30 protein-coding genes are annotated in these 25,430 nt (G+C 67.3%); 18 read left to right on the top strand and 12 right to left on the bottom strand.

Annotation, left to right across the window (positions count from 1 at the left end; translation table 11 throughout):
• Positions 1 to 190 precede the first annotated feature (190 nt).
• The 13 genes from flgB (at position 191) to QE360_RS05035 (ending at position 10,899) form a co-directional block, all read left to right on the top strand.
• A complete protein-coding gene (gene flgB / locus QE360_RS05095) occupies positions 191 to 547 on the top strand; it encodes a flagellar basal body rod protein FlgB (RefSeq protein ID WP_307102142.1) in 357 nt (118 codons plus the stop codon).
• A 3-nt stretch (positions 548 to 550) separates the two neighbouring features.
• Positions 551 to 961, top strand: coding sequence for a flagellar basal body rod protein FlgC (flgC, locus tag QE360_RS05090; RefSeq protein ID WP_307102145.1), 411 nt, complete (start codon positions 551 to 553; stop codon positions 959 to 961).
• Between the two features lie 2 nt (positions 962 to 963).
• Positions 964 to 1,659 (top strand): flagellar hook assembly protein FlgD, encoded by a 696-nt coding sequence (locus QE360_RS05085; RefSeq protein WP_309699786.1) that lies wholly within the window; start codon positions 964 to 966, stop codon positions 1,657 to 1,659.
• A 29-nt stretch (positions 1,660 to 1,688) separates the two neighbouring features.
• Complete coding sequence (locus QE360_RS05080) at positions 1,689 to 2,981, top strand: flagellar hook protein FlgE (protein WP_309699783.1); 1,293 nt, start codon at positions 1,689 to 1,691, stop codon at positions 2,979 to 2,981.
• 42 nt (positions 2,982 to 3,023) lie between these two features.
• Positions 3,024 to 3,779, top strand: coding sequence for a flagellar basal body rod protein FlgF (locus QE360_RS05075; RefSeq protein WP_309691587.1), 756 nt, complete (start codon positions 3,024 to 3,026; stop codon positions 3,777 to 3,779).
• 13 nt (positions 3,780 to 3,792) lie between these two features.
• Positions 3,793 to 4,581 (top strand): flagellar basal-body rod protein FlgG, encoded by a 789-nt coding sequence (gene flgG, locus QE360_RS05070; RefSeq protein WP_309691588.1) that lies wholly within the window; start codon positions 3,793 to 3,795, stop codon positions 4,579 to 4,581.
• A 74-nt stretch (positions 4,582 to 4,655) separates the two neighbouring features.
• A complete protein-coding gene (locus QE360_RS05065) occupies positions 4,656 to 5,315 on the top strand; it encodes a flagellar basal body L-ring protein FlgH (protein WP_307104708.1) in 660 nt (219 codons plus the stop codon).
• Between the two features lie 11 nt (positions 5,316 to 5,326).
• The gene (locus QE360_RS05060; protein WP_307102152.1) at positions 5,327 to 6,421 is read left to right on the top strand and encodes a flagellar basal body P-ring protein FlgI; all 1,095 of its coding nucleotides are present in this window, start codon (positions 5,327 to 5,329) and stop codon (positions 6,419 to 6,421) included.
• Positions 6,418 to 6,771, top strand: a complete 354-nt coding sequence (locus tag QE360_RS05055) for a rod-binding protein (RefSeq protein WP_309699780.1) — start codon at positions 6,418 to 6,420, stop codon at positions 6,769 to 6,771. Before QE360_RS05060 ends, QE360_RS05055 begins: the two co-directional genes overlap by 4 nt.
• 15 nt (positions 6,772 to 6,786) lie before the next feature.
• Positions 6,787 to 8,139 carry a flagellar hook-associated protein FlgK gene (gene flgK / locus QE360_RS05050; protein ID WP_309699778.1) on the top strand — a complete coding sequence of 451 codons (1,353 nt, stop codon included), beginning with the start codon at positions 6,787 to 6,789 and terminating at the stop codon, positions 8,137 to 8,139.
• A 5-nt stretch (positions 8,140 to 8,144) separates the two neighbouring features.
• Positions 8,145 to 9,038: a flagellar hook-associated protein FlgL gene (gene flgL / locus QE360_RS05045; RefSeq protein ID WP_307102157.1), complete on the top strand. Its 894-nt coding sequence runs from the start codon at positions 8,145 to 8,147 to the stop codon at positions 9,036 to 9,038.
• Between the two features lie 100 nt (positions 9,039 to 9,138).
• Entirely contained in the window at positions 9,139 to 10,002 is an 864-nt protein-coding gene (motA, locus tag QE360_RS05040; protein ID WP_219018840.1) for a flagellar motor stator protein MotA, read from the top strand.
• A gap of 3 nt (positions 10,003 to 10,005) precedes the next feature.
• Positions 10,006 to 10,899: a flagellar motor protein MotB gene (locus QE360_RS05035; protein ID WP_309699776.1), complete on the top strand. Its 894-nt coding sequence runs from the start codon at positions 10,006 to 10,008 to the stop codon at positions 10,897 to 10,899.
• A 196-nt stretch (positions 10,900 to 11,095) separates the two neighbouring features.
• On the opposite strand, the gene QE360_RS05030 is transcribed toward QE360_RS05035, so the two are convergent.
• The 7 genes from QE360_RS05030 to QE360_RS05000 form a co-directional block, all read right to left on the bottom strand.
• The gene (locus QE360_RS05030) at positions 11,096 to 11,587 is read right to left on the bottom strand and encodes a MucR family transcriptional regulator (RefSeq protein WP_307102164.1); all 492 of its coding nucleotides are present in this window, start codon (positions 11,585 to 11,587) and stop codon (positions 11,096 to 11,098) included.
• A 726-nt stretch (positions 11,588 to 12,313) separates the two neighbouring features.
• Complete coding sequence (locus QE360_RS05025; protein WP_309699774.1) at positions 12,314 to 12,667, bottom strand: hypothetical protein; 354 nt, start codon at positions 12,665 to 12,667, stop codon at positions 12,314 to 12,316.
• Positions 12,668 to 12,739: 72 nt separating this feature from the next.
• On the bottom strand, positions 12,740 to 14,224 hold the full coding sequence (rpoN, locus tag QE360_RS05020) for an RNA polymerase factor sigma-54 (protein WP_309699772.1): 1,485 nt from the start codon (positions 14,222 to 14,224) through the stop codon (positions 12,740 to 12,742).
• 90 nt (positions 14,225 to 14,314) lie between these two features.
• Positions 14,315 to 15,103: an LPS export ABC transporter ATP-binding protein gene (lptB, locus tag QE360_RS05015; RefSeq protein WP_307102170.1), complete on the bottom strand. Its 789-nt coding sequence runs from the start codon at positions 15,101 to 15,103 to the stop codon at positions 14,315 to 14,317.
• A gap of 62 nt (positions 15,104 to 15,165) precedes the next feature.
• Positions 15,166 to 15,708 (bottom strand): LptA/OstA family protein, encoded by a 543-nt coding sequence (locus QE360_RS05010; RefSeq protein WP_307102172.1) that lies wholly within the window; start codon positions 15,706 to 15,708, stop codon positions 15,166 to 15,168.
• Between the two features lie 18 nt (positions 15,709 to 15,726).
• Positions 15,727 to 16,353 carry an LPS export ABC transporter periplasmic protein LptC gene (lptC, locus tag QE360_RS05005; RefSeq protein WP_309699770.1) on the bottom strand — a complete coding sequence of 209 codons (627 nt, stop codon included), beginning with the start codon at positions 16,351 to 16,353 and terminating at the stop codon, positions 15,727 to 15,729.
• Between the two features lie 28 nt (positions 16,354 to 16,381).
• On the bottom strand, positions 16,382 to 17,002 hold the full coding sequence (locus tag QE360_RS05000; RefSeq protein WP_307102176.1) for a ribonuclease D: 621 nt from the start codon (positions 17,000 to 17,002) through the stop codon (positions 16,382 to 16,384).
• Positions 17,003 to 17,302: 300 nt separating this feature from the next.
• Here QE360_RS05000 and QE360_RS04995 point away from each other — a divergent pair, with 300 nt between their 5' ends.
• The 5 genes from QE360_RS04995 to QE360_RS04975 all read left to right on the top strand — a co-directional run bounded on the left by QE360_RS04995 (position 17,303) and on the right by QE360_RS04975 (position 20,518).
• On the top strand, positions 17,303 to 18,148 hold the full coding sequence (locus QE360_RS04995) for a cold-shock protein (RefSeq protein ID WP_307102178.1): 846 nt from the start codon (positions 17,303 to 17,305) through the stop codon (positions 18,146 to 18,148).
• A gap of 320 nt (positions 18,149 to 18,468) precedes the next feature.
• Positions 18,469 to 18,816, top strand: a complete 348-nt coding sequence (locus tag QE360_RS04990) for a low molecular weight protein tyrosine phosphatase family protein (RefSeq protein ID WP_309698067.1) — start codon at positions 18,469 to 18,471, stop codon at positions 18,814 to 18,816.
• Positions 18,817 to 18,903: 87 nt separating this feature from the next.
• Complete coding sequence (locus QE360_RS04985; RefSeq protein WP_309699768.1) at positions 18,904 to 19,395, top strand: SMI1/KNR4 family protein; 492 nt, start codon at positions 18,904 to 18,906, stop codon at positions 19,393 to 19,395.
• A gap of 86 nt (positions 19,396 to 19,481) precedes the next feature.
• A complete protein-coding gene (locus QE360_RS04980; protein ID WP_309699766.1) occupies positions 19,482 to 19,943 on the top strand; it encodes a nuclear transport factor 2 family protein in 462 nt (153 codons plus the stop codon).
• Positions 19,944 to 19,945: 2 nt separating this feature from the next.
• A complete protein-coding gene (locus QE360_RS04975; RefSeq protein ID WP_309699764.1) occupies positions 19,946 to 20,518 on the top strand; it encodes a TetR/AcrR family transcriptional regulator in 573 nt (190 codons plus the stop codon).
• A gap of 31 nt (positions 20,519 to 20,549) precedes the next feature.
• On the opposite strand, the gene QE360_RS04970 is transcribed toward QE360_RS04975, so the two are convergent.
• The 5 genes from QE360_RS04970 to lgt all read right to left on the bottom strand — a co-directional run bounded on the left by QE360_RS04970 (position 20,550) and on the right by lgt (position 25,240).
• Positions 20,550 to 21,887: a cystathionine gamma-synthase family protein gene (locus QE360_RS04970; protein WP_309699762.1), complete on the bottom strand. Its 1,338-nt coding sequence runs from the start codon at positions 21,885 to 21,887 to the stop codon at positions 20,550 to 20,552.
• Between the two features lie 81 nt (positions 21,888 to 21,968).
• Positions 21,969 to 22,733 (bottom strand): peptidoglycan editing factor PgeF, encoded by a 765-nt coding sequence (pgeF, locus tag QE360_RS04965; protein ID WP_309699760.1) that lies wholly within the window; start codon positions 22,731 to 22,733, stop codon positions 21,969 to 21,971.
• Positions 22,730 to 23,239: a GNAT family N-acetyltransferase gene (locus tag QE360_RS04960; RefSeq protein ID WP_309699758.1), complete on the bottom strand. Its 510-nt coding sequence runs from the start codon at positions 23,237 to 23,239 to the stop codon at positions 22,730 to 22,732. The genes pgeF and QE360_RS04960 overlap by 4 nt, the downstream gene beginning before the upstream one ends.
• Positions 23,236 to 24,318, bottom strand: coding sequence for an SAM-dependent methyltransferase (locus QE360_RS04955; RefSeq protein ID WP_309699756.1), 1,083 nt, complete (start codon positions 24,316 to 24,318; stop codon positions 23,236 to 23,238). The genes QE360_RS04960 and QE360_RS04955 overlap by 4 nt, the downstream gene beginning before the upstream one ends.
• 40 nt (positions 24,319 to 24,358) lie before the next feature.
• Positions 24,359 to 25,240 carry a prolipoprotein diacylglyceryl transferase gene (gene lgt / locus QE360_RS04950; RefSeq protein WP_405052565.1) on the bottom strand — a complete coding sequence of 294 codons (882 nt, stop codon included), beginning with the start codon at positions 25,238 to 25,240 and terminating at the stop codon, positions 24,359 to 24,361.
• Between the last annotated feature and the right edge of the window lie 190 nt (positions 25,241 to 25,430).

Raw genomic sequence — 25,430 nt, 5'->3', positions numbered from 1 at the left:
GGCGGCAGGACCATGCTGCCGCTTCGTTGCCGCCGACCGGCAAAAGGCGGCAACGCCTTGCCGGAGGGCGGGCGGGCCGGGCGGCCGGGCCAGCCCGACCCCGCGCCTTTCCGCGCCTTTCGACAGGTTGGCACGGTGATTGCGTATCCCCGGCTATCGCGATGATCCGCGTGGGAAAGGAGGTTGAACGATGGCCGCAGAAACGCTTTTCGGAATTCACGGCGCGGCGCTGGAAGTCCGGGCGCAGCGCATGGGTGTGCTGGCCTCGAACATCGCCAACGCCTCCACCCCCGGATTCAAGGCGCGCGACATCGATTTCAAGGCGGCGCTCGCCGCGATCGAGGGCGGCTCCGACCAGGGGCAGGGCAAGGGGATCGCCGGCGCGACGAAGTATCGCGTGCCGCTCCAGACCTCGCTCGACGGCAACACGGTCGAACTCAACCAGGAACAGACCGCCTTCGCCGAAAACGCCGTCCAGTATCAGACGACGCTGTCGTTCCTGAACGGCCGCATCTCCACCATCACCCGCGCGCTGAAGGGCGAATAAGCGATGGCCGACACGCCTCTCTCCATCTTCCAGGTCGCGGGCCGCGCCATGTCGGCGCAGCTGGTGCGGATGAACACCACCGCGTCGAACCTCGCCAATGCGGGCGGCGTCGCCGGGTCGGCCGAGACCGCGTACAAGACGATGAAGCCGGTCTTCCGCACCAGCTTCGACGCCGCGACCGGCCTGTCCACCGTCGACGTCGAGAAGATCGTGACCGCCGGGGAGGACCCCGCCAAGCGGCACGATCCGAACAACCCCTTGGCCGACAAGGACGGCAATATCTACGAGGCCGCCGTCGACGAGACCCGCGAGCTGGTCGACATGATGGAGACCTCGCGCACCTACCAGAACAATGTCGAGGTCATGCAGACGGCCAAGTCGCTGATCCTCGACACCCTCAAGCTGGGACGCTGATCATGACATCCACCGCGCTCGAGTCGACGCTCGACAGTCTGGGCATCGCGCGAACCGGGTCGACCGGCTCTTCCTCGACCACCACGGCGGCGAAGAAGTCCACCACGCTGGGCCAGGCCGATTTCCTGAAGCTGCTGACCGCGCAGCTGAAGAACCAGGATCCGTTCTCGCCGATGGACAATACCCAGATGGTCGCCCAGATGGCGCAATTCTCCAGCGTGGCGGGCATCTCCGAGATGAACACCACGCTGACCTCGCTCGCGAACAAGCTGACCGGGACCACGCCCGCGGCCGCGATGAACTATGTCGGCAAGACCGTGCTGACCCAGGGCACGACCGCCTATGGCCGCACCAGCGGCGGGCTGGCGGGCCAGGTCGAACTGGATGCCGCGGCGTCCAACGTGACGGTGACCATCGCCGATGCCAGTGGCGGGGTCCTCAAGACGCTGTCGCTCGGCGCGCAGAAGGCGGGCGCGGCCAGCTATGACTGGGACGGCAAGACCGCCGACGGCAAGAGCGCCGGATCGGGGCCCTTCACCATCTCGGTGTCCGCCAACAATGGCAGCACCGCCGTCACCAGCCGCTCGCTGGTCTGGGCGCCCGTCCAGTCCGTCTCGCTGCCCTCCACCGGCTCGCCGGTCCTGACCGTCGCCGGTCTGGGCCAGGTCCAACTCTCCGCCGTCCGCGCCGTCGGCTGATCCCCCTTCACGTACCAGGAAGATAGCCCATGTCCTTCTACACCTCGCTCAGCGGCCTTCAGGCTTCGCAGACCGACATGTCGGTCATCTCGCACAACCTCGCCAACGTCGGCACCAACGGCTTCAAGAAGAGCCGCGCCGAATTCGCCGACGTGATGGCCGCCAATTTCGCCACCGACCCGTTCAAGCAGGTCGGCTCGGGCACCGTAGTCAAGGCCAACCGGCAGGAGTTCAAGGAGGGCAATTACACCAGCACCTCCAACGCGCTGGACCTCGCCATTTCGGGCGACGGCTTCTTCACGGTGCAGGCGGGCGGCACCGCGGGTACGCTCCAGTACACGCGCAACGGCTCGTTCCAGGTCGACACCAACAACTATGTCACCGACACGCAGGGCAACCGCGTCCAGGTGTTCCCGGTCGACAAGGACGGCAACGTCACCGCCTTCGGCAATGACGGCCTGACCAGCCTCCAGCTGCCCACGACCAGCGGCACGCCGGTCGCCACCAAGAAGGTGACGATGGCCATCAACCTGTCGAGCACCGCCGTCGCGCCGACCGCCGCGTTCGACCGCACCAACATGGGCACGTACAACAACACGACCCAGACCAAGATCTACGACACGGCGGGCAATGCCATGACGCTGACCAACTATTATGTCCGCGCGCCGTTGCCGGTCGATGCGAATGGCAATGCGATCCAGCCCTCGGACGGCAGCAGCAGCTGGCTGGTCTACAGCTTCGTCGGCGATCAGCAGATGACGACCAATGGCGGGTCGAAGGACCCGATCAAGATGACCTTCGATTCGGGCGGCAACCTGAAGTCGCCGACCGGGGCGACCAAGTTCGACAATTTCACCCCGCGCACCTCGACCACGTCGCAGCCGCTGTCGATCGACTATACCGGCTCGTCGCAGTCGGGTTCGATCTTCTCGGTCGCCTCGCGCACCCAGGACGGCAAGTCGGTGGGTCTGTTGTCGGGCGTGTCGGTCGGCGACGACGGCCTGGTGACCGCCTCCTTCTCCAACGGCGAGACCGCCGCGCTGGGCAAGGTCGCGGTGGCGACCTTCGTCAACATGCCGGGCCTGCGCCAGGAGGGGAACAGCTATTGGGAGGCGACCGGCAAGTCCGGTGCGGCCAAGTTCGGCACCGCCAACCAGGGCGCCTATGGCGCGATCCGGTCGAGCACCATCGAGGGGTCGAACGTCGACATCACCGAGGAGCTGGTCAACCTGATCGCGGCGCAGCGCGATTTCCAGGCGAACGCCAAGGCGCTCGATACGTCGAGCCAGATTTCGCAGACCATCTTCAACATCCGCAGCTAAGCGAAACGGGCCGGGTAACGGGACAGGTAACGGGGGGCAGCGATGGACAAGCTGGTCTATACGGCGGCGACGGGACTGCGGGCACACATGTCGGCGCAGTCGGCGATCGCCAACAACATGGCCAATGCCTCGACGATCGGCTTCCGTTCGGACCGGGTCGTGTTCGACCGCATCGACCTGAAGGGCGGCGGCGCGGCGTTCGAGGCGCGGATGCCCACCGCCGAGGAAGTGACCGATGCCGACCGCCAGCCCGGCACCGTCCAGCATACCGGCAATCCGCTGGACGTCGCGGTCGCGACCTCCAGCGCGTGGCTGGCGGTGCAGGCTCCCGACGGGTCGGAAGCCTATACCCGGCGCGGCGACCTGGAGGTCACGGCCTCGGGCGTGCTGCAGACCGGCGACGGCTTTCCGGTGATCGGCCAGAACGGCCCGATCACCGTGCCCCCCTATAATTCGATGAGCGTCTCGCCCGACGGCACGCTGTCGATCGTGCCGCTGGGCGCGGGGCCCGGCACCCAGCCGCAGGTGATCGACCGGATGAAGCTGGCCGACACGCGCGGCAGCCAGACGGTCAAGGGGCTGGACAATCTGCTGCGCGTCAAGGGCGGCGGGGCGCTGCCGCAGGACATGGACGCCACCGTCCAGTCTGGCGCGCTCGAAGGGTCGAACGTCAACATGACCCAGACGCTGGTCGACATGATCGAGAACCAGCGCAGCTACGAGGTGCAGGCCAACCTCATGAAAGAGGCCAAGTCGATGGACGAGAACAGCGCATCGCTGATGCGGCTGCCGAGCTGAGGATTAAGGATTTATGTCTTCCGCCGCCATGCACATCGCGCGCACCGGGCTCGACGCCCAGGACATGCGCATGCGGGTCATCTCGAACAACCTGGCCAACGTCAACACGACCGGGTTCAAGCGCGATCGCGCCGCGTTCGAGACGCTGGCCTATCAGACGATCACCGCGCCGGGCGCGGCCAGCTCGACCGAGAGCAAATATGCGACCGGCCTGAACCTGGGCACCGGCGTGCGTATCCAGGGCACCGCGCGGATCAACACGCAAGGGTCGATGCAGACCACCAACAACAGCCTGGACATGGCGCTCGACGGCGAGGGCTTCTTCCAGGTGCAGATGCCGGGCGGGACGCTGGGCTATACCCGCGCGGGCAATTTCTCGCGCTCGGCCGAGGGGCTGCTGGTCACGTCCGAGGGCTATCAGGTGATGCCGGGCATCACCGTGCCGCAGGGCGCGACCCAGATCACCATCGGCTCCGACGGCACCGTGTCGGCCACCATCCAGGGCCAGGTCGCGCCCGCCGAGATCGGCCAGATCCAGGTCGCGACCTTCCCCAACCCGGCGGGCCTTCAGTCCAAGGGCGACAATTACCTGACCGAAACCGCCGCCTCGGGCGCGGTCGGCATGGGCGTCGCCGGGCTCGAGGGGCGCGGCCAGATCCGCCAGGGCATGCTCGAAGGGTCGAACGTCAACGTCGTCGAGGAGCTGGTCGACATGATCGAGACCCAGCGCGCCTATGAGGTCAACTCGAAGATGATCAAGTCGACCGACGAGATGCTCCAATACGCCAACCAGAATCTGTGAGGCCGGTGATGCGTCTGGCTCTTCCCCGTTTCGACTATTGGATCGAACTGGCGCTGTCGACGGCGGCCGCCGCGATGGTCGTCGCCGCGCTCGCGCCGTTGCCCGCGCAGGCCAGCCTCTTCGGCAAGAAGCAGCCGGTCGAGGATTTCACCACCACCCGCCCCGCGCCCATGCCCGCCCAGCCGGTCCAGCCCGCCAACGGCTCGATCTTCCAGGCGGCCGACGGCTATGCCGCGCTGTACGAGGGGTGGCGCGCGCGCCGGGTCGGCGATCCCCTCACCATCGTCCTCGTCGAGCGGACGGCGGCGTCCAAGTCGGCGACCTCCAAGCTCGGCTCGAAGGGCGATCTGGGGATCAATCCGCCGACCACCGGCCCGCTGGGCTCGCTGCTGAAGTCGACCGATATCGGCATGGGCGGCAGCCGCAACTTCAACGGTTCGGGCGCGGCCGACCAGTCCAACTCGCTGTCGGGCGAAATCAGCGTGACCGTGGCGCAGGTGTTCCCCAACGGCACCATGCTGGTCCAGGGGCAGAAGCGCGTGACGCTGAACCGCGGTGACGAGTTCATCCGGATCAAGGGGCTGGTCCGCATGGCCGATATCGGCATCGACAACCGCGTCGAATCGACCCGCGTCGCCGATGCGCAGATCGCCTATACCGGCAAGGGCGACGTCGCCCGCGCCAGCCGCCAGGGCTGGCTGAGCCGTTTCTTCCAGGCCGTCAGCCCGTTCTGAGGCATAGAGACATGATCCGCTTCCTCCTCACGCTCCTCGCCACGCTCCTGATCGCGGCCCCGGCCTCGGCCGACCGGATCAAGGACCTGGGCGGTTTCCAGGGCATCCGCACCAACCAGCTGACGGGATACGGCGTCGTCGTCGGCCTGCCGGGCACGGGCGACGACAATCTGGAATATACCGTCCAGTCGCTGAAGGCGGTGGTTTCGCGCTTCGGCCTGCAACTGCCGCCGGGCGCCAATCCGGGGATGAAGAACGCCGCCGTCGTGATGGTCACCGCCGAGCTGCCGCCCTTCGCCAAGCCGGGGCAGAAGCTGGACATCACCGTGTCCTCGATGGGCAAGGCCAAGTCGCTGCGCGGCGGCGCGCTGATCCTCACCCCGCTCCAGGGCGCCGATGGCCAGATCTATGCGATGGCGCAGGGAAATCTCGCGGTCGGCGGCCTGGGTGCCGAGGGTGCGGACGGTTCGAAGATCGTCGTCAACGTCCCCTCCACCGGCCGCATCCCCGAGGGTGCGACGGTCGAGCGTGCGGTCGCGACCGGCTTCGACACCGCGCCGATGCTGACCTTCAACCTCGCCCGCGCCGACTTCACCACCGCGCAGAATGTCGCGCAGGCGATCAATGCGCGGCTGGGCATGGGCATCGCGCAGGCGATGGACGCCGTGTCGGTCGCGGTCCGCGCGCCGATGGGCGCCGATGTCCGCGCCACGCTGATGTCCGAGATCGAGAATCTCGACGTCGCCTCCGCCGAGCCGCCCGCCAAGGTGATCGTCAACGCGCGTACCGGCACCGTCGTCATCAACTCGGCGGTCCGGGTCGGCCCGGCGGCGGTGACCCACGGCAAGCTGACCGTGAAGATCGACGAGCAGCAGCGCGTCAGCCAGCCCGGCCCCTTGAGCGGCGGCCAGACCGCGATCACCCAGAAATCGGGCGTCTCGGTCGAGGAGGAGCGTCGCCCGATGTTCGTCCTGGCCCCCGGTCCCAAGCTCGCCGACATCGTCAAGGCGGTGAACGCGATCGGCGCGGCCCCGTCCGATCTGGTCGCCATCCTCGAAGCGCTGAAGGAAGCCGGCGCGCTGAAAGCGGAGTTGATCGTCCTGTGACCCAGAGCATCGCACCCAGCTCGGCGATTTCGCCGACCCCCATCTCCTCCGGCGCCGCCGCTTCGGCGATTTCGGGAAGCGTGTCGACCGACACCCGGCGGCTGTCCAACGGCGCCAATCTGGACAAGGCGGGTACCCAGTTCGAGGCGATCTTCACCGGCATGATGCTCAAGGCGATGCGCCAGACCAAGCTGGGCGACACGATGTTCGAATCCAAGGCGCTGGACACGTTCCGCGACATGCAGGATCAGCAGGTCGCGCAGACGATGGCGGTCCAGGCGCCGCTGGGCATTGGCAAGGCGGTCACCGCCTTCCTCGCCAAATCTCAACCTGCCGTTAACCAGAAATAATGTAGCACGAGTCGCATGAGCGATCTGCTCTCTATCGGCGCTTCGGGCGTCCGCGCATATCAAACCGCGCTGACCGCCGTTGGTGAGAATATCGCCAATGTCGCGACGGACGGCTATTCGCGCCGGACGGTCACGACGCAGGAGGTCTCGCCGGCGGCGGGGCTGTCGGCGAACAAGGTGTCGGCGGGCTCGGGCGTGGTGGTGCTGGGCATCGCGCGTTCGACCGACGTCTATGCCACCGCCGCGGTGCGCTCGGCCACCTCCGACCTGTCGCGGACCCAGACGGGGGCGACCTGGCTGAGCCGGATCGAGAGCACGCTGACCGGCGATCAGGTGCAGACCCGCCTGACCTCCTTCTTCACCGCCGCGCGCACCCTGGCGTCGGACCCGAGCTCGAACGCGTTGCGCGCGACCATGCTGGAGGCGGCGCGGTCGACCGCCAGCGCCTTCAGCGCGACCAATGCGGCCTTCGACCAGGTCCAGTCCGATTTCGACGGCCAGGCGCGGCAGGCGGCGCAGGACCTGTCCTCGCTCGCCGTCTCGCTGGTGCGCGTCAATGACGGGCTGGGCCGGACCCAGGCGGGAACGGCGGCGGCGGCGCAGCTGACCGACCAGCGCGACCAGATCCTGACCAAGATGAGTGCGCTGGCCGACATCACCAGCACCACCGACTCTCTGGGGCGCGCGACGGTGCGGCTGGGCGATCGCGCCGGGCCGGTGCTGGCCGCACCCGATGTGACGGGTTCGGTGACCTATCAGCGCGGAACCGACGGCAGCGTGTCCTTCAAGGTGGCGGTGCAGGGCGAGCTTCACGACTTCATCCCCACCGGCGGGTCGATGGCGGGGATGCTCGACGGGGCGGAGCGGATCAACGCCACGCGCGGCGCCTTCAACCAGGTCGCGAAGGATTTCGTCAACACCGTCAACACCTTGCAGGCGGGCGGCCAGGACGTGAACGGTCAGCAGGGCGCGAAGATGTTCGCCCTGACCGACGGCACCGCCAATATGAGCCTGTTGCTGACCAGCGGCTCCGGCATCGCGGCGGCCAGCAATGGCGCGGGATCGCGCAACGCCGACAATCTGACCCTGCTCGAACAGGCGCGCAGCAACACGAGCACCGGCAATTTCGAAACCCGGCTGACCCAGATCGTCACCGGCAACGCCACCACGCTCAAGCAGCGCCAGACCGTCGCCGAGGCGCAGACCGCGATCAGCGACGGCGCCAAGGCGACGCTGTCGGCGGCCTCGGGCGTGACGCTGGACTCGGAGGCGGTGACGCTGATGCGGTTCCAGCAGGCCTATTCCGCGTCGAGCCGCGTCATCCAGGCCGCGCGCGACACCTTCCAGTCCATTCTCGAGCTCCGGTAACGGCCATGCAGATTTCCACCAACGTCTTCTATGAAACGGCGTCGCGCCGGATGTCGGAGCTGACGGGCAAGGCGAATGCGCTGCAGGTCGAGATTTCGACCGGCAAGAAGCTGCAGACCCCGTCCGACGACGCCGCCGCATCGGCCCAGATCGCGGAATTCAACCGGCGCGACGCCAATGACGCGGTCTACAAGACCAATCTGACGGTGGCGGGATCGCTGCTGCAACAGGCGGACACCACGCTGGGCCAGATCGGCAAGCAGGTGCAGAAGGCGCTGGAACTGGCGACCCAGGCCGCCAACGGCACGCTGTCGGCCGCCAACCGGTCGAGCGTGGGCGACCAGATCGCCTCGATTCGCGACGCCCTGGTCGGGCTTGCCAATTCCAAGGATGCGCGTGGCCTGCCGCTGTTCGGCGCGGCGGCGGGGACCGATGCCGTCAAGCAGGTCAACGGCACCTATGTCTATTCGGGGGCCAGTGTCTCCGACATCCCGATCGCCGACGGCCAGTCGATCGACGTGTCGGTCGGCGCGGACCGGGTGTTCAAGGCGGGCAGCGACGACACGCTCAACGTGCTTAACAACCTGGTTACCGCACTTCAGTCAGGATCTGGTGACGTCAGCGCGTCCATCAAGGACGCGATGAACAAGTTGAGTGCCGCGAACGACAATATCGCGAGCGTGCAGGCCTCGGTCGGCGCGCGCGCGGCGCGTGTCGAATTGCAGCAGGGGTTGCAGCAAAAGGCCGCCACCGACCGCACGGCGCTCCGCTCCAGCGTCGAGGACGCCGATGCCGTCACGACCATCACCCAGTTGCAGCAGACGATGACCGTGTTGCAGGCGACCCAGGCCAGCTTCACCAAGCTGTCGAACCTGTCGCTGTTCGATTACCTCAAGTGATGCTGTCCGGGCCCGCGCCCGGTAACCCTATTTTGACCTAACAGGCGTAGGCGGGTGGTCTGACAGGCACAGCGCCGGTCTTCGGGAGAATCGGTTCACCATGTTTCCTGCCATCGGCCTCGTCATCCTGCTCGGCATGGTGTTCGGCGGCTTCGCCATCACCGGCGGCAAGCTGGGCCCCGTGTTCGAGGCGATCCCGCACGAGATGCTCATCATCGGCGGCGCGGCCGTCGGCGCGCTCGTCATCGGCAATTCCGGCAAGGAGCTGAAGGCGCTGGGCGGCGCGATGGGCAAGATCTTCAAGGGCCCGAAATACAAGAAGCAGGACTATCTCGACGTCATCTTCCTCGTCTCGAAGCTGATGAAGATGCTGCGCACCGAAGGCCCGATCGCGCTGGAACCGCATGTCGAGGACCCGAAGTCTTCGTCGGTCTTCGCCGAATATCCGCGCCTCGTCGCCGACCATACCCTCGTCAACCTGATCGCCGACACGCTGCGGCTGGTCGTCGTCTCGTCGGGCACGCTCGACGTGCATGCGGTCGAGGAGGTGATGGACAATGCGATCAAGACCCACCACCACGAGGTCGAGGGGCCGCAGGGCACGCTTCAGAGCCTGGCCGACTCGCTGCCCGCGCTCGGCATCGTCGCCGCCGTGCTCGGCATCGTGAAGACCATGGGTTCGATCGACAAGCCGCCGAGCGTGCTGGGCGGGATGATCGGCTCGGCGCTGGTCGGCACCTTCATGGGCGTGCTTCTGGCATACGGCATCGTGAACCCGTTCGCGGGGCGGCTGAAGCAGGTGATCGACGCCGACGCGGCCATCTATCACGTGGTCAAGCAGATCATCATCGCCTCGCTCCACGGCCATCCGCAGCCGCTGGTCATCGAGGCCGCGCGCTCCGGCATCGCGCACAAGGACCAGCCCGGCTTCGCCGAGGTGTTCGACGGCCTGCGGGGCAAATAAGCCATGGCCCGCGCACCGCACGGCAAGAACGAGCCGCCCAAGATCGTCATCGTCAAGAAGATCATCGCCGATGGTCATGGCGGGCATCATGGCGGCGCGTGGAAGGTCGCCTATGCCGACTTCGTGACGGCGATGATGGCGTTCTTCCTGCTGCTCTGGCTGCTGGGCGCCACCACCGAGAAGCAGCGCAAGGGCATCGCCGACTATTTCGCGCCGACCCTGCTCGACACCAAGTCGGTGGGCATCGGCGGCGGCGTCCTGAACGGCGGCGCGGGGCTGGGCCAGATGCACAAGGAAAGCAGCGCGGCCATCACCCAGACCATGGTCATGAAGATCAACGGCCAGGGCGGCAACAAGGCGGGCACCGGCAACAAGGGCTCGCTGCGTAATCCCGACAGCATGGCGCGCGACCAGCAGACCTTCGACGCGGTCAAGCGCGAGCTTCTGAAGAAGATGGAGGTCACGCCCCAGCTCAAGAAGCTGGCGCAGCAGGTGCGTTTCATCCCGACCGATGACGGCTTGCGGATCGACCTGGTCGACAATGCCAATTATTCGATGTTCGCGATGGGGACGACCACGCTGACCCCGGAGGCGTCCGAGCTGATCGGCACCATCGCCAAGACGGTCGCCGACGTGCCCAACACCATCATGATCCGTGGCCATACCGACGGCGTGCCTTACGGCGATCCGCGCGCGATGAACAACTGGCTGCTGTCGTCCAGCCGCGCCGAGGCGACCCGCCGCCGGCTGGCATCGGGCGGGCTCCCGGAGTCGCGATTCGAGCGGATCGAGGGCGTCGCCGATCGCGAACCGATGATCGCCAACAACCCCTCCGACCCGCGCAACCGCCGCGTGGCGATCACCCTGCTCTACCGCAAGGGCTCCTTCGGCCAGTAAGCGCTCGGTCCGTTTCGTCCGGGCGTCTTTGGGGGATCGACAGTCCGTAATGGGTATTCTTCCCTCGCCCCTGTCCAGGGGAGAGGGAAGGGATGACAACCCCATCCAAGCAAAAGGCCCGCCCAACCATCCTGCTCCGGGAGACGAGCAGGACGGTCGGACGGGCCTTCATGCGATCGGTCGATCGCGCCGTCGCTTATTCGGCGTCGGCGGCCTCGGCCTTGCGCGGCTTGCGCGCGGCAGGCGCGGCGCCCGCGTTGCGCGGACCGGGCTTGCGGCCCAGGCCGATCTTCTTGGCCATCGCGCGACGGCTTTCCGAATAGCTCTCGGCGACCATCGGATAGTCGGGCTTCAGGCCGTAGCGCTCACGATATTCCTCAGGGGTCAGGCCATGGGTCGCCAGATGACGGCGCAGCGTCTTGTAGGGCTTGCCGTCGATCATCGAGACGATGTGGTCCTTCGACGCAAGCGACTTGCGGACCGAAACCGCCGGAACATATTCGGTCGGCGCTTCGACATCGGCGGCCTGCGGCGCGCTGCCCAGAAGCGAAGATACGGTTTCGTGCATCTTGTGCAGAAAGGCCGGAACCTCTTCGGACGAAGTGCGGGTGTTGGGATTACCCAGCCACGCGATGGTCAGTTCGGTCGCCAGTTCTACGGCATTCACATCGATAGGGTCGTCGGCCATGATACGCTCCTTTTTTATTTATGGTTTGACCTAACCGTCAATCTCGCCGCGTCAACCGTCCGGAGCGGAAATGGGTCAAATATATCCGTTTCTCTATTCGTTTGACTTGGTGGGGCGCCAATATCTCTATTTGGGACGGCGTTGCTGCGGCTGATGGGCGCAGATGCACGGCGATAGGGTCGGCAACCCGAACAATGCTTGGTGAAGCAGGTTTAAATCCAGATCAAGAATTGGATGGCGGCCCCGTCATCAGCGTGGTTTTGCAAGCAATTACCCAGCTGTTTCCACGCCCCTTCGGTTCCACGATTGCAAAAAATGCAACAAAAATTGTTTAGCTTGCAGTTGTGCTAATCGTGTCGATCGGCCAAAGAGAGCGGGCCTTTCAGGCATCCTCTCCTAAAAACTTTCACGGCTGGTCCTCGGACCAGCCTTTTTTTTGCTATGCATTCGGCGGGCATGCGCCTAGGTTGCCGCATCGCCGCGCTTCAATGACAAGATAAGCAGGAGTGGAAGCCGCCGGAAAGACCGGCATCGCGCGTCGGTGCCGGGGGTCGAGCGACCCGGGTCGCTCCCCCCGTCCAACCTGATTCGATGACCACCGGCGGCGTCAGCGCCGACAAGCGATCAGGTCGGCGCGCGTATCGCATCGCAATGATGGGCCGGGGATGGGCCGGGCGTCCCATGCGGTCGACCCCGGCCTGAAGGTGAGGGGCGACGCGACCGCGTCTATGCCTTGTCCTCGGGCGTCTTGCGGCGAATGAACTGGTCGAGCGCGGACAGCGCCATGCCCGCAAAGGCCGCCGCTTCCGAAACGCCGGGGACCGACGGAGCGGGATCGCGCGGCAGGCCGTCCTGCGGCGGCGGTCCGGAGGGTTCCTCGGCGCTCGGGCGTTGGGTATCGCGCGCCAGCGCGGCGGCGGCGACCACCAGGCCCGTGGCGATCAGCTGGCGTCCCATCGGGCTGCGCGCCTGATCCAGCAGGACCTGCCCGACCCGGTGCAGCGGCGACGCCGTGGCGGGCCCGGCCTGCTCGGCGCGTGCCGCCTTTTTCTGCTTCTTCTTGTGCTTCTTCTTGCCCATCGACGGCGCACTCCTGCCCTGGTGTATTTTCAATATAATACACCTTGGTCCGCGTACAAGGTGGCGGGGTGGTCAGCCGTTGAGCGCGCGCGCGCGCCGTCGCTGGACCGAGCTGCCGATCCCCATCGATTCGCGATATTTGGCGACGGTGCGTCGGGCGATGTCGAAGCCCTTGGCCTGGAGCAGTTCGACCAGCGTGTCGTCGGACAGGATCTTGGCGCCTTCGCCCGCGATCAGAGTCCGGATCGCGCTCTTCACCGCCTCCGCCGACACCGCATCGCCGCCATCCGCCGTCGCGATCCCACTTGTGAAGAAGTATTTCAGCTCGAACAGCCCGCGCGCGCAGCTGAGATATTTGTTGCTCGTCACCCGGCTGACGGTCGATTCATGCATCCCGATCGCCTCGGCCACGCGCGCCAGCGTCAGGGGTTTCAGATGCGCGACGCCGTTCAGGAAGAACGCCTCCTGCTGCTTCACGATCTCGGTCGCGACGCGGATGATCGTCCGCTGCCGCTGGTCGAGCGCCTTCATCAGCCAGTTGGCGCTGGCCAGGCAATCGGCCAGCCAGGCCTTCGACCCCTTGTCCTGCGGTCCGTGGCGCAGTTCCTGATAATAGCGGCGATTGACCAGCACGCGGGGCAGGGTGGCGGTGTTCAGTTCGATGCCCCAGCCGGCCTTGGTCCGCGTGACGAACAGGTCGGGCACCACCGCCTGTGCGGGTTCGCCGCCATAGCGACAGCCGGGCTTGGGATCATAGCCGCGCAGCTCGCGGATCATGTCGGCCATGTCCTCGTCATCGACCCCGCAGATCCGCTTGAGCCGGACCAGGTCGCCGCGCGCCAGCAGGTCGAGATTGGCGATCAGCCGCGCCATGCAGGGATCGTAGCGGTCGGACTCGCGCGCCTGGAGCGCCAGGCATTCGGCCAGGTCGCGTGCGCCCACCCCCGTCGGCTCCAGCCCCTGCACGACCGACAGGATCGATTCGACACGCGCCAGCGGGACGCCCAGTCGTTCGGCGATCTCGGCCAGCGGTGCGGTCAGATAGCCCGCCTCGTCCAGCAGGTCGATGATATGGGTCGCGATCGTCAGGTCGGCGCCCGACAGGATCATCGCGATCTGCGCGCCCAGATGCTCGGCGAGGCCCGGCGCATCATTGGCCAGCGAATCCCAGTCGGGTCCGTCCTCGCCGCCCAGGCCCCCGCCCGTGCCCGCGCCGTTCAGCGACAGCCCGCCATCGGGGCCGGTGCCGCCATCGGCGACGCTGTCCTGCTGGTGGCTCTCGGTCGCGTAATCCAGGTCGAGCCCGCGATCCTCGGCGGGCGCGGTGCCCGCGACCAGTTCGTCGGCACCGGCGGGCGCCTCGCGCTCGGGACGCTCGGGGGTGGCCACGTCGCGGATCGTGGTCGCGTCGAGCAGGGGGTTCTTCTCCACCTCCTCGGCGATGAACGCCTCGATCTCCAGATTGGACAGCGCCAGCAGCTTGATCGCCTGTTGCAGCTGCGGCGTCATCACCAGCGACTGGGACTGGCGGATGTCGAGGCGCGGGGCCAGGCTCATGCGGACGCCCCCGGTCCGACGCCCCGTGCCCATCGCCCGGCAAAGGCGATGAAGCGGAACGGGGCGGAGCGGGGCGCGGTCCTCATGCGGTCAGAGCGAGAAGCCCTCGCCCAGATAGAGGCGGCGGACATTGGCATCGGCCACCAGCTCTTCGGGCGATCCGGTGAACAGCACGCGGCCGTCATAGATGATGTAGGCGCGGTCGACGATGTCCAGCGTCTCGCGGACATTATGGTCGGTGATCAGCACGCCGATGTCGCGCCGCTTCAGGTCCTTCACCAGATCGCGGATATCGGCGATCGAGATGGGGTCGATGCCCGCAAACGGTTCGTCGAGCAGCATGATCGACGGATCGGCGGCCAGCGCGCGGGCGATCTCGGCGCGGCGCCGCTCGCCGCCCGACAGCGCCATGGCGGGCGCGGCGCGCAGGCGCGTCAGCCCGAATTCCTCCAGCAGCTTGTCGAGCTTGCGCGCGCGCTCGGCCGGATCGGGCTCGGCCAGTTCGAGCACGGTCAGGATGTTCTTCTCGATCGACAGTCCGCGAAAGATCGAGGTTTCCTGCGGCAGATAGCCCAGGCCCAGGATCGCGCGGCGATACATGGGCAGCCCGGTGATATCCTCGCCGTCCAGCATGATGCGGCCCGAATCGGGCTTCACCAGCCCCATGACCGAATAGAAGCAGGTCGTCTTGCCCGCGCCGTTCGGGCCGAGCAGCCCGATCACCTCGCCCCGCCCGACCGAGACCGAGACGTCGGTCAGGACGGTGCGCTTGTCATAGCTTTTGGCGATGGACACGACCTGCAGGCCGTTCGCCACGGGCGGCTCGGCCACAGGGGGCCTGTGCTCCTGCGCCTCGCGAATCGGGGTTTCCATATCCATCGGCCAGTCTTTTCCCTTCATTGGCAACCACGGTAGCGCGGGCGGGCGCCCGGCGTCACGCGTCAGTTGCGATCGGGGACCGAGAAGGTGCCCGTGACCCGGCCCGACGGCGCGCGCGACACGGTGCCGCCATTGCCGCCCGATGCGCCGCCCGCCACCGACGATCCGTCGATCACCGCGCGCCCGGTATCGAGATTGATGGTCAGCCGCCCGCCATTCACCGTGTTGCCGTCCTGGGTCAGGGTGACGTTGCCCAGCATGGTGATGACCCGGCGGTTCAGGTCATAGATGCCGTAATTGGCGCGCGCGGTCTGGTTGGGGCGCTTGACCACGACATTGCCCGACGCGTCGAAGCGCGACACCTGCGGCTTCCCGCCGATCACCTGGCCCGTATAGGTGATCGTCATCCGCGCGGCGGTCAGCGTCATCTCCGCCTGGCGCAGTGAGACATTGCCCGACAGGACGCCGCGATTCTGCTTGTCCTGCAACTCGATGACATCGGCACCGAAATCGATCGGCGCGCGGCTGTTGTGCCGGACCTGCGCCGCCGCGGACACGGCAAGGACGATGAGGGCAGGAGCCGTCGCGGCGATGAACTTGTTCATGGTCGGCTATTTCGTGCTTTACGGCACGATGCGCAAGCGGGCGTTGCCTTCCAGCCGGACGGTGCGATCCTCCAGATTGGCGCGCAGCTTGTCGGCGCTGAAATGGCCCTGCGGCATGCGGCCCGTCACCGCGCCCCCCGATACCAGCGTGCGCTGTTGCAGGTCGATCGTCGCGTTCTGCGTCTGGAGGTTGTAGCCGCCCTGCGACTGGACGTTGAGCGGGCCGTCCAGCTTCACCTGCTCGGTGCGCATGTCGTACAGCCCGGAATTGGCGCGCACCGTGGCGGGGCCGTCCGACAGCTGGATCGCGGCGGCCAGTCGGTTCAACTCCACCACCGGCTCGGCCGAGCTGCGCTGGATCGCCGAGCCCGCGTCGAGCGAGAAGGGCTGCCCCTTGTCGTCGACGCCGCGATATTGCGCGGCCTGGATCTTCATCCGTTCGCGCGCGACCTCGACCTTCTTCTTGTCGAGGACGAAGGACACCTCGCTGGAGGAATAGATCGGCGCCATCACCAGGAACGCGGTCAGCACACCGATCGCGCTGGGCAGGATCCAGCGCGCCGCCGTCACGAACCGGTCGTGGCGGCTGCCCGGCGCGGCCCAGCGCTGGCGCTGGGTGCGGACGCGATCGGCGATCTCGGACATGGCGGCGGCTTCCTCCGTGTGAATCGGATCAGGCGTGGGCGAAGATATCGACCTCGGGCCAGCCCGCCAGGTCCAGCTCGGCGCGGGCGGGCAGGAAGTCGAAACAGGCCTGGGCCAGTTCCATACGCCCCTCGCGCACCAGCCGCTTGTCCAGCTCGACCTTCATCCGGTGCAGATAGCGCACGTCCGAGGCGGCATATTCGCGCTGCGCATCGGACAGCTCGGGCGCGCCCCAGTCGGACGATTGCTGCGCCTTGGACAGCTCGACGCCCAGCAGCTCGCGGACCAGCTCCTTCAGGCCGTGGCGGTCGGTATAGGTGCGGATCAGCCGCGAGGCGATCTTGGTGCAATAGACGGGCGCGGCGACCACGCCCAGATAATGGCGGATCGCGGCGATATCGAATCGCCCGAAATGATAGAGCTTCAGCCGCGCCGGATCGGCCAGCAGCGCGCGCAGATTGGGCGCGGCATAGTCGCTGTCCGGGCCGAAGCGCACCAGATGCTCGTCCGGGCCGCCATCCGACAGCTGGACGACGCACAGCCGGTCGCGCGGGGTGATCAGGCCCATCGTCTCGGTATCCACCGCGATCGCGGCACCGGCGGCGAACAGGTCGGCGGGGATGTCTTCTTCATGCAGATGAACGGTCATATGTCCTGCCCTAGCGGGGGCGGGGGAAAGCCTCAACCGCGATCGGCCGAATCGGCGGGCTGATGCCCCCGCTTTTTCCCACAGGAATTGTGGAGTTTTGGCCACAATTCCGACGCAATCTGCCTCGTTCGCGATGAACAGAGGGGCGCGTGCACGATTTCGTTCGCGATGGGAGAGCTTCTGCGTTATGGATAGCAACTAGGCGCAAAAGGTTTGGCGCCAAAAGACCCGCGCTCTTCGTCCGGCGCACGGTTCTTGAAGATAGCATTTGCGGGCGAACCGGGAAGACGAACAGGGCTTATGGGTTTCGATAGAGGTAGCCGAGGCAATCGCGGCACGCGTGGTCGCGACAAGCGGGACAATTTCGGCGGCGGCGATGAAGGCGGCTTTGGTGGCGGCTTCGGCGGCGGTGATCGCTTCGGCGGTGGCGGCTTCGGCGGCGGCTTCGGTGGCGGCGACCGCTTCGGCGGTGGTGGCGATCGTGGCGGCTTCGGCGGCGGTGATCGCTTCGGCGGCGGCGGCGGCGGTTTCCGTGGCGGCGGCGGTGGCGGCTTCGGCGGCGGTCGTGGCGGCGGCATGCCCCCCCAGGTCGTTGGCGAGGGCACGGGCGTCGTCAAGTTCTTCAACGCGCAGAAGGGCTTCGGCTTTGTCGTGCGTGATGACGGCGGCGAAGACGTGTTCGTCCACATTTCGGCGGTCGAACAGGCCGGCCTGACCGGCCTGGCGGAAGGCCAGCCGCTCGGCTTCACGCTCGTCGATCGCGGCGGCCGCATCTCGGCCACCGAGCTGAAGATCGAAGGCGAGCCGCTTCCGGTCCAGGATCGCGCGCCCCGCGAACCGCGTGAAGGCGGCTTCGGCGGCGACCGTGACCGCGGTCCCCGCGGCGGTGCGGCCGGTGGTTTCGGCGGCGCCCCGCAGCGCCAGCTGACCGGCGAGAAGGCGACTGGCACGGTCAAGTTCTTCAACGCGATGAAGGGCTTCGGCTTCATTCAGCGCGACGACGGCCAGCCCGACGCGTTCGTTCACATTTCGGCCGTCGAGCGCGCCGGCATGGGTTCGCTGAACGAGGGCGACCGTCTGCAGTTCGAGATCGAAGTCGATCGTCGCGGCAAGTATGCGGCGGTGAACCTGCAGAACGAGGGCTGATCCCCTCGGCTGAATAAGCCATCCCTTTTCGGGCGACAGGGCCCGGCGTTGCAGCGATGCGACGCCGGGCCTTTTCGTTTTACGGACGGCCCGCGCCGCGCCACTGGTGGCGATTTCCGGCCTGGTGATGGCAGCCGCGATAACGGGTTGGCCGAACGCGCTCAGCCGCGCGGCCGGAGAGGCCATGCGGCCGCTCCGATTGCCCGTTGAACTCGCACCGGCATCCCCTACGTCCAGCGCCCGCCCCCTATCGCGGTCGGGCGAAAGTCCGCCGATCGAGGCTTCCCAGCAGCATCGCGAAACGGATAGGCTTGGGCGCCATGCCCCGCCGACCCGCAATCACCCATGTCCTGTTCGTGTGTAGCCAGAACCGGCTGCGCAGCCCGACGGCGGAGCAAGTTTTCGCGTCACGTCGTGACCTGGAGGTCTCGTCCGCCGGGACGAACAACGACGCCGAAAATCCGCTGACGGCCGAGCTAGTGATCTGGGCGGACGTCATCGTGGTCATGGAGAAGGTCCACCGAACCAAGGTTCAGCAGCGGTTCCGCCGGGCGTTGAACGGCAAACGGCTGATCTGTCTGGACATCCCCGACAACTATGCCTTCATGGATCCGGCCTTGATCGACCTGTTGCAAACGCGGCTGGCCCGGCATTTGCCTGAAGCGTGACCATGGCCATGGTGGAATGGAGGCGTTGAGGTGATCGCCTGGCTCAAGAGGCTTCCGTTCTTCGGGCGACCGGCATCATACCCGTGTGTGACCCCGCCGCTACTGGGCGACGCACCGGCGGAGCAACGCTATGCGGCTCTGGCCGATTACTGGGCGCTGGCAGAATCCAAATTCTATACGCCCGCCCATGACAAGGACGACATCGCGGCGCTGGAGTCGCGATATGGCATCCGTCTGCCACCCGAATTTCGCGCCTATCTCTCGATCGCGGCGCCGCGCCGGCAATTCATGGACCAAGTGACGATCAGCTGGTGGGCGGTCGGTGACATAAAGTCACTGGCGGAAGAATGCGCCAAATGGACACCCGGATGGGGCGATGCCGTCGAGTCCGACGCGCACCGTTACTTGGTCTTTGCGGACTATATGATCTGGTGCTGGGCCTGGGCGATCTGCTGCGTGGAAGGGCCAGATTACGGCCGGATCGCGCTGATTCGTGGCGATCCGCCCGATGCCTTCGTCGCCGACGATATGGGCGCGTTCATCGCCCTGGCCTTGCGCGACGATCCCCAGATACACTGACCGGCGGCCGTATCGCGTTGCACGACGCATTCCCATTCTGTACTGATCGATACAGACATGAATATGTGGTCAGGAGGTTTCTCACCATGCGCCCGCCCTTGCCGCCCTTCTCCGCCGAAAGCGCCGCGCAAAAGGTGCGCGCCGCCGAAGACGCTTGGAACAGCCGCGACCCCGAGCGCGTGGCGCAGGCCTATACCCCCGACTGCCATTGGCGGAATCGCACCGAGTTCATCACCGGCCAGACCGAGATCGTCGCCTTCCTGCGCCGCAAATGGGCGCGCGAGCGCGACTATCGGCTGATCAAGGAACTCTGGGCGCAGGAGGGGAGCCGGATCGCGGTTCGCTTCGCCTATGAATGGCATGACGATCACGGCCAGTGGTTCCGTTCCTATGGCAATGAGAATTGGGACTTTGCCGAGGACGGGCGGATGCGGCGGCGGATCGCGTCGATCAACGACCTGCCGGTCGCCGAGGCCGAGCGGTTGTTCCGCTGGCCGCTCGGCACCCGTCCGGCCGACCATCCCTCGCTGAGCGATCTGGGGCTGTAAAGGTGGCGCGGCTGATCGCGGAGCGGGCCGACGCGCTGCCGGGTCTGGCCGAGGTGTTTCGCGAACATGGCTATGCCGGGGCCAGCCTGTCGCTGATCGGTGCGGCGACCGGGCTGGGGCGGGGCAGCCTTTATCACTTCTTCCCCGGCGGCAAGCAGGAGATGGCGGAGGCGGTGCTGGCCGAGATCGGCGACTGGTTCGAACGCCAGGTCTTCGCGCCGCTTGCCCAGGCGGAGGACCCGCGCGGCGGTATCGATGCGATGATGGTCGCGATCGACCGTTATTACCGCTCCGGGCAACAGGCGTGCCTGATCGGCGCCTGGGGTCTGGGGGCGACGCGCGAACCCTTTGGCGTCGCGATCGCGGGCTATTTCCAGCGCTGGATCGCGGTGCTGGCCGATGCACTGGCGCGGGGCGGGGTGGAGGATGACCGCGCGCTGACCCTGGCGCAGGATGTGGTCAGCGGCATCCAGGGGGCGATCACCCTGTCGCGCGCACTGGCCGATCCCACGCTGTTCCGTGCGACGCTGGGGCGGCTGACCGCGCGGCTCTATACCGCGCTCGCCGCGGCGTGAGGGGGGAGGCGGCGCTCCCCCCTTCGTCCGGTCAGATCGCGGCCAGCGCCTGTTCGCAATCGGCGATCAGGTCGCCCGCATCCTCGACCCCGATCGAGATGCGCACCAGATTGTCGGTGATGCCCAGCGCCGCCTTGCGCTCGTCGGGGACCGACAGATGCGTCATCGCGGCCGGGTGGCTCGCCAGCGTCTCGGTCCCGCCCAGGCTGACCGCCAGCTTGGCGATGCGCAGGCTGTCGAGGAAGCGGAACGCCTCCGCCTCGCCGCCCTTGAGATAGAGCGAGAAGGTCGAACCGCCCCCGGTGCAGTGACGGCGATAGATATCGGCCTGCCGCTCCAGGCCGGGCGTGCTGTCGAGAAAGCCGAGATAGCCGACACGCTCGACCTTGGGATGATCGCGCAGATAGGCGCAGACCTTGGCGGCATTCTCGCCCGCGCGGCTCATCCGCAACTCCAGCGTCTCGAGCGAGCGGAGCAGCATCCAGGCGGTGTTGGGGTCGCAGATGGTGCCGATGGTGTTGCGCATCGACCGGATGGTGGCGATGTGCGCCTTGGACCCCAGCACGCCGCCCGCGACCAGGTCCGAATGGCCGCCCGCATATTTGGTCAGCGAATAGACGACCAGGTCGGCCCCGTGGCGCAGCGGCCGCTGCCACAGCGGCCCGAGAAAGGTGTTGTCGATCGCGATCGGGGGCTTTTCCGCCGAATCGGCAAAGGCCGCGTCGCGCGCCGCCGCCACCGCCTCGATATCGACCAGCGCGTTGGTCGGGTTGGCGGGGCTTTCCAGATAGATCAGCGCGACCCGGCCGATCTCCGCCGCACGGGCCATGACCGCGTCGATCTCCTCGCGCGTCGCACCGGCGGGGAAGTCGAGCCACTTCACCCCGAACCGGCCCAGGATGCGGCCGATCAGCGTCTCAGTTGCGGCATAGAGCGGCCCCGAATGGACGATCACGTCACCCGGCTGGATCATCGACAGGAACAGCGTGGCGATCGCCGCCATGCCGCTGGAAAAGGTCAGCGCGTCCTCCGCCTCGTCCCAGATGGCGAGGCGATCCTCCAATATCTCCTGATTGGGTCCGTTGAAGCGCGAATAGACCAGGCCGTCCGCGCCGCCCGGCCGCTTGCCGGTCACGCCCTCGAAATGGCGCTTGCCCGCGGCCGCATTGGGGAAGACGAAGGTGGAAGTCAGGAAGATCGGCGGCTTGAGCGATCCTTCGGACAGGGTCGGGTCGAAGCCATGGCCCATCATCAGCGTCGCGGGGCTCAGCTTGCGGTCGCCGATGCTGGTCGCATCGCTCCTGCGCTCGGCCGTGGCCGGGGTCTGAGTCTGGGGCGGGACGCCGGTCAGATCGGATTCGGTCGGCATGTCGGTTTCCTTGCGAACGAGGGGGCCGCTCTGTCGGCGGCGATACGGGCAGGATAGCGCGGCAAACGGCTTTGGCGAGGCTCAGGCCAGGCCGATCAGCGAAATCTGGCGGCCATAGGATGGCTCGGCGCGGTGGGTGGCACGGCGGAAGCTGAAGAATCGGTCGCCCTGCGCATAGGTGTCCTCGCCCAGCGCGGCGACGCGCGAGACCCCGGCGGCGGCGAGGCGGTGCGCGACATAGGCCTCCAGATCGAACTGGTAATGGTCGATGCGGCGACCATCGGCGAAGAAGCGCTCATTCTCGGGCGCCTGTTCGACGAAGCGCCGGAGGAAGGCGGCATCGACCTCATAGCTGGCGCGGGCGATGCACGGGCCGATCGCGGCGGCGATCCGCTCGCGCCGCGCGCCCAGCGCCTCCATCGCCAGCAGCGTGGCGTCGGTGATCCCGCCGAACGCGCCCTTCCAGCCCGCATGCGCGGCGCCGATCACCCCCGCTTCGGCATCGGCGAACAGCACGGGCGCGCAATCGGCGGTCAGGATGCCGAGCAGCAGCCCCGGCCGGTCGGTCACCAGCGCATCGCCATGCGGGCGGACATCGTCCTCGGGCGGGGTCAGCACCGTCACCGCCTCGGCCGAATGGATCTGGTAGCAGGTGACGAGCCGCGCGCCGGGCAGCACCGCGTCACGCGCGCGGCGACGATTCTCGGCCACCGCATCGGCATCGTCCTGCGAGCCGAGCCCGACATTCAGCCCGCCATGAATCCCCGCCGACACGCCGCCGCGCCGCCCGAGAAAGCCGTGCGGCACATCCCCCAATAACGGGGTGCGAAGCGTTTCGATGGTCATAGCGACAGCCTCATGATCCGGTCCTCGTCGATCGTGTCGCCGACCGCAAAGTCATAGCGCCCGACATCGACAAAGCCGTGGCGCGCGTAAAAGGCCTTGGCGCGGTGGTTGTCGACATAGACCGACAACATCAGGTCGCGCGCGCCGCGAAGCCGGGCCGCGTCGATCGCCCATTGCATCAGCGCGGGGCCGACACCCGCGCCCAGATGGCTCGACAGGACATAGAGCTGGTACAGCTCGACCGCATCGTCCGGCCAGTCGCCGGGAAAGGCGACGGGGCCGATCTTGGCAAAGCCGATCACCGCATCCCCCTGCAACGCCAGGCGTATCGAAAAGGCCGGATCGCCGATCTGCGACGGCAGGCCGTCCGGGCCGAAGGCCTCGTCCAGAAAGGCGTTCAGGTCGGCGGGCGGATAGAGATGGCCGAACGTCTCGGTAAACGCCGCCCGCGCCATGGCGGCGAGGGGGGCGGCGTCGTCCGGGCCTGCGTCGCGATAGGCGATCATTCGCCATAGCCCGCAGGAACCGGCCAGTCGGGCCGCGTCACCGCCAGCGCGCGGAACAGCGTGCCCATGTCCTGCATCAGCCGGTTGCGATCGGCGAGCAGCGCCTCGGCGCGGTCGGGATGCGCGCGGGCCAGCGCGGCGGTGCGCTGGTCGATTCCCAGCGCGCCGAGCAGGTCGCGCTGCGTCACCGGTCCGAAGGCGGCGAGGCCGGCGCCCTGCGCGGCAGCGGCCAGCGTCGTGAAGTCGACATGCGCGCTCAGATCCTGTTCGCCCGGCCGGTCGAAGGGATTGGCATAGGCATGGCCGCGCACCGCCTGGAGCGTGTCGGCGATGGCGGGGCCTTCATAGCCGTAATCGACGATCAGCGCGGCGCCCCCTTGCGCGGCGATCCGGGCGGACAGGCCGCGCATCACCGCGACGCTGGCGGGGGACACCTCGATCACCGACCCGGCCTCGGCCGCGCGCAGCGGTTCGGGGATGATCTCCGGGGGCACCGGCGGTCCGGCGATCGGCAGGAACAACAGGTCCTGCGCGGCGACCAGCCGCTCATGCCAGCCATCCCCGCGCCGGACGAGCTGGCGGATGGGCAGCGCGTCGAAGAATTCGTTGGCGACGACGATCAGCGGCCGGTCGGTGGGCAGCGTCTCGACGGTGTCGTGCCACTGGGCGTCCGCGACCCGCTCGCGCTGCGCGGTGCGGAGCGTCGCGCTGGTCTCGACGAAATGGATGGTCGGGGTCAGCCCCGCTTTCGCCATTGCCCGCCGCGCATCCGCCGCCAGCGTGCCGCGCCCCGGACCCAGTTCGACCCAATGTATCTCGGGCCGCCCCGCGCGGTCCCACAGGTCGGCGCACCACAGGCCGACCAACTCGCCGAACATCTGGCTGATCTCGGGGCTGGTGGTGAAGTCGCCGCCCGCGCCCAGCGGATCGCGGGTGCCGTAATAATGCGCATTGGCGGCGGCCATGAACTGCGCCACCGGGATCGGTCCGGCGAGCGCGATCGCGCGGGCGAGCCGTTCGGGCAGCGCGTCCTCGGGCTCGGGCTTGTGATCGGCGGGGGGGATCAGCGGGTTCGTCATGCCCCCGCTCTGCCCCCCGGCACGCCCGCCCGCAAGAGCGTCAGGCGACGCTGTCGGTGCCCGCGATCGGCTCGACCCGGACGCGGCGGGCCTTGGCGCTGTTCATCAGGTACAGCCCGCCCAGGATCATCGGCACGCACAGCCACTGGCCCATGTGCAGCCCGGTCATCTGCGCAAAGGCGCGCAGCTGCTGGTCGGGTTCGCGGAAGAACTCGACGATGAAGCGGGCGATGCCATAGCCGAGCAGGAACAGGCCGGACAGCTTGCCGGGATCGTAGCGCGCCTTGGTCCGCCAGAAGGCGAAGCTCATCACCGCGAACAGGACCAGCCCCTCCAGCCCCGCTTCGTACAGCTGGCTGGGGTGGCGCGCCGGGTCGGGCAGGCCGAAGGGGACGGTGCGCGGAAAGACGATCGCCCAGGGCACGTCCGACGGCTTGCCCCACAGCTCGCCGTTCACGAAATTGGCCAGGCGGCCCAGGAACAGCCCGACCGGCGCGGCGCAGACGAGATAGTCGAGGATGCGCAGCCAGTTGAGCTTGTGCTTGCGCGCAAACAGGATGACGCCGATCCCGGTGCCGACCGCGCCGCCATGAAAGCTCATCCCCCCGTCCCACAGGCGCAGGATCCGCACCGGGTGCAGGAACATCTCGGGCGCGTAGAAGATCACATAGCCGATCCGTCCGCCCAGGATGATCCCCAGCGTGGCATAGAAGACCAGATCGTCGGCATGGGTCCTCGACATCGGCGCGCCCGGCCGGTCGAGCATCCGGCCCAGATACCACCATCCGAACAGGATACCGGCGATATAGGCCAGGCTGTACCAGCGCAGCGTGAAGAAGCCGATCGAGAAGATGTCCGGGTGCAACCCCAGATCCTCGAACCGGATATGGCCGCCGGCGGCCGCGAGCATGGACAGGATCAAGCGCGTTTCCCTTTCTGGCCCGTCTCCATAGAGCGGTCGTGAGACAACACCAAGACCGGGGCTTCGGTGCCGTGGGGGCTTGGCGGGGTGGGGTGTGGCCTTCGACTGCGCTCAGGCTGAACGGTCTTTTGTATCCAGACCCATTCCCTCCCGCCGTTCAGCCTGAGCGAAGTCGAAGGCCACGCCAGGA

Origin of the sequence: Sphingomonas sp. SORGH_AS_0789 (assembly GCF_031453055.1) — a bacterium.
Taxonomy (GTDB): domain Bacteria; phylum Pseudomonadota; class Alphaproteobacteria; order Sphingomonadales; family Sphingomonadaceae; genus Sphingomonas.
This window is presented reverse-complemented; position numbering and strand designations above follow the sequence as displayed.

Coding starts and splice junctions, on each gene's coding strand:
- QE360_RS05080 (WP_309699783.1), top strand. CDS start 1,689: ATGTCCTTCTACACCTCGCTCAGCGGCCTTCAGGCTTCGCAGACCGAC.
- flgL (WP_307102157.1), top strand. CDS start 8,145: ATGCAGATTTCCACCAACGTCTTCTATGAAACGGCGTCGCGCCGGATG.
- QE360_RS04955 (WP_309699756.1), bottom strand. CDS start 24,318: ATGACGAACCCGCTGATCCCCCCCGCCGATCACAAGCCCGAGCCCGAG.
- pgeF (WP_309699760.1), bottom strand. CDS start 22,733: ATGACCATCGAAACGCTTCGCACCCCGTTATTGGGGGATGTGCCGCAC.
- flgB (WP_307102142.1), top strand. CDS start 191: ATGGCCGCAGAAACGCTTTTCGGAATTCACGGCGCGGCGCTGGAAGTC.
- QE360_RS05030 (WP_307102164.1), bottom strand. CDS start 11,587: ATGGCCGACGACCCTATCGATGTGAATGCCGTAGAACTGGCGACCGAA.
- motA (WP_219018840.1), top strand. CDS start 9,139: ATGTTTCCTGCCATCGGCCTCGTCATCCTGCTCGGCATGGTGTTCGGC.
- QE360_RS05085 (WP_309699786.1), top strand. CDS start 964: ATGACATCCACCGCGCTCGAGTCGACGCTCGACAGTCTGGGCATCGCG.
- lptB (WP_307102170.1), bottom strand. CDS start 15,103: ATGGATATGGAAACCCCGATTCGCGAGGCGCAGGAGCACAGGCCCCCT.
- QE360_RS04980 (WP_309699766.1), top strand. CDS start 19,482: ATGCGCCCGCCCTTGCCGCCCTTCTCCGCCGAAAGCGCCGCGCAAAAG.
- QE360_RS04995 (WP_307102178.1), top strand. CDS start 17,303: ATGGGTTTCGATAGAGGTAGCCGAGGCAATCGCGGCACGCGTGGTCGC.
- flgC (WP_307102145.1), top strand. CDS start 551: ATGGCCGACACGCCTCTCTCCATCTTCCAGGTCGCGGGCCGCGCCATG.
- flgG (WP_309691588.1), top strand. CDS start 3,793: ATGTCTTCCGCCGCCATGCACATCGCGCGCACCGGGCTCGACGCCCAG.
- QE360_RS04970 (WP_309699762.1), bottom strand. CDS start 21,887: ATGCCGACCGAATCCGATCTGACCGGCGTCCCGCCCCAGACTCAGACC.
- QE360_RS05025 (WP_309699774.1), bottom strand. CDS start 12,667: ATGGGCAAGAAGAAGCACAAGAAGAAGCAGAAAAAGGCGGCACGCGCC.
- lptC (WP_309699770.1), bottom strand. CDS start 16,353: ATGTCCGAGATCGCCGATCGCGTCCGCACCCAGCGCCAGCGCTGGGCC.
- QE360_RS05010 (WP_307102172.1), bottom strand. CDS start 15,708: ATGAACAAGTTCATCGCCGCGACGGCTCCTGCCCTCATCGTCCTTGCC.
- QE360_RS05000 (WP_307102176.1), bottom strand. CDS start 17,002: ATGACCGTTCATCTGCATGAAGAAGACATCCCCGCCGACCTGTTCGCC.
- QE360_RS05035 (WP_309699776.1), top strand. CDS start 10,006: ATGGCCCGCGCACCGCACGGCAAGAACGAGCCGCCCAAGATCGTCATC.
- rpoN (WP_309699772.1), bottom strand. CDS start 14,224: ATGAGCCTGGCCCCGCGCCTCGACATCCGCCAGTCCCAGTCGCTGGTG.
- QE360_RS04990 (WP_309698067.1), top strand. CDS start 18,469: ATGCCCCGCCGACCCGCAATCACCCATGTCCTGTTCGTGTGTAGCCAG.
- QE360_RS05065 (WP_307104708.1), top strand. CDS start 4,656: ATGGTCGTCGCCGCGCTCGCGCCGTTGCCCGCGCAGGCCAGCCTCTTC.
- QE360_RS04960 (WP_309699758.1), bottom strand. CDS start 23,239: ATGATCGCCTATCGCGACGCAGGCCCGGACGACGCCGCCCCCCTCGCC.
- QE360_RS05075 (WP_309691587.1), top strand. CDS start 3,024: ATGGACAAGCTGGTCTATACGGCGGCGACGGGACTGCGGGCACACATG.
- flgK (WP_309699778.1), top strand. CDS start 6,787: ATGAGCGATCTGCTCTCTATCGGCGCTTCGGGCGTCCGCGCATATCAA.
- QE360_RS05060 (WP_307102152.1), top strand. CDS start 5,327: ATGATCCGCTTCCTCCTCACGCTCCTCGCCACGCTCCTGATCGCGGCC.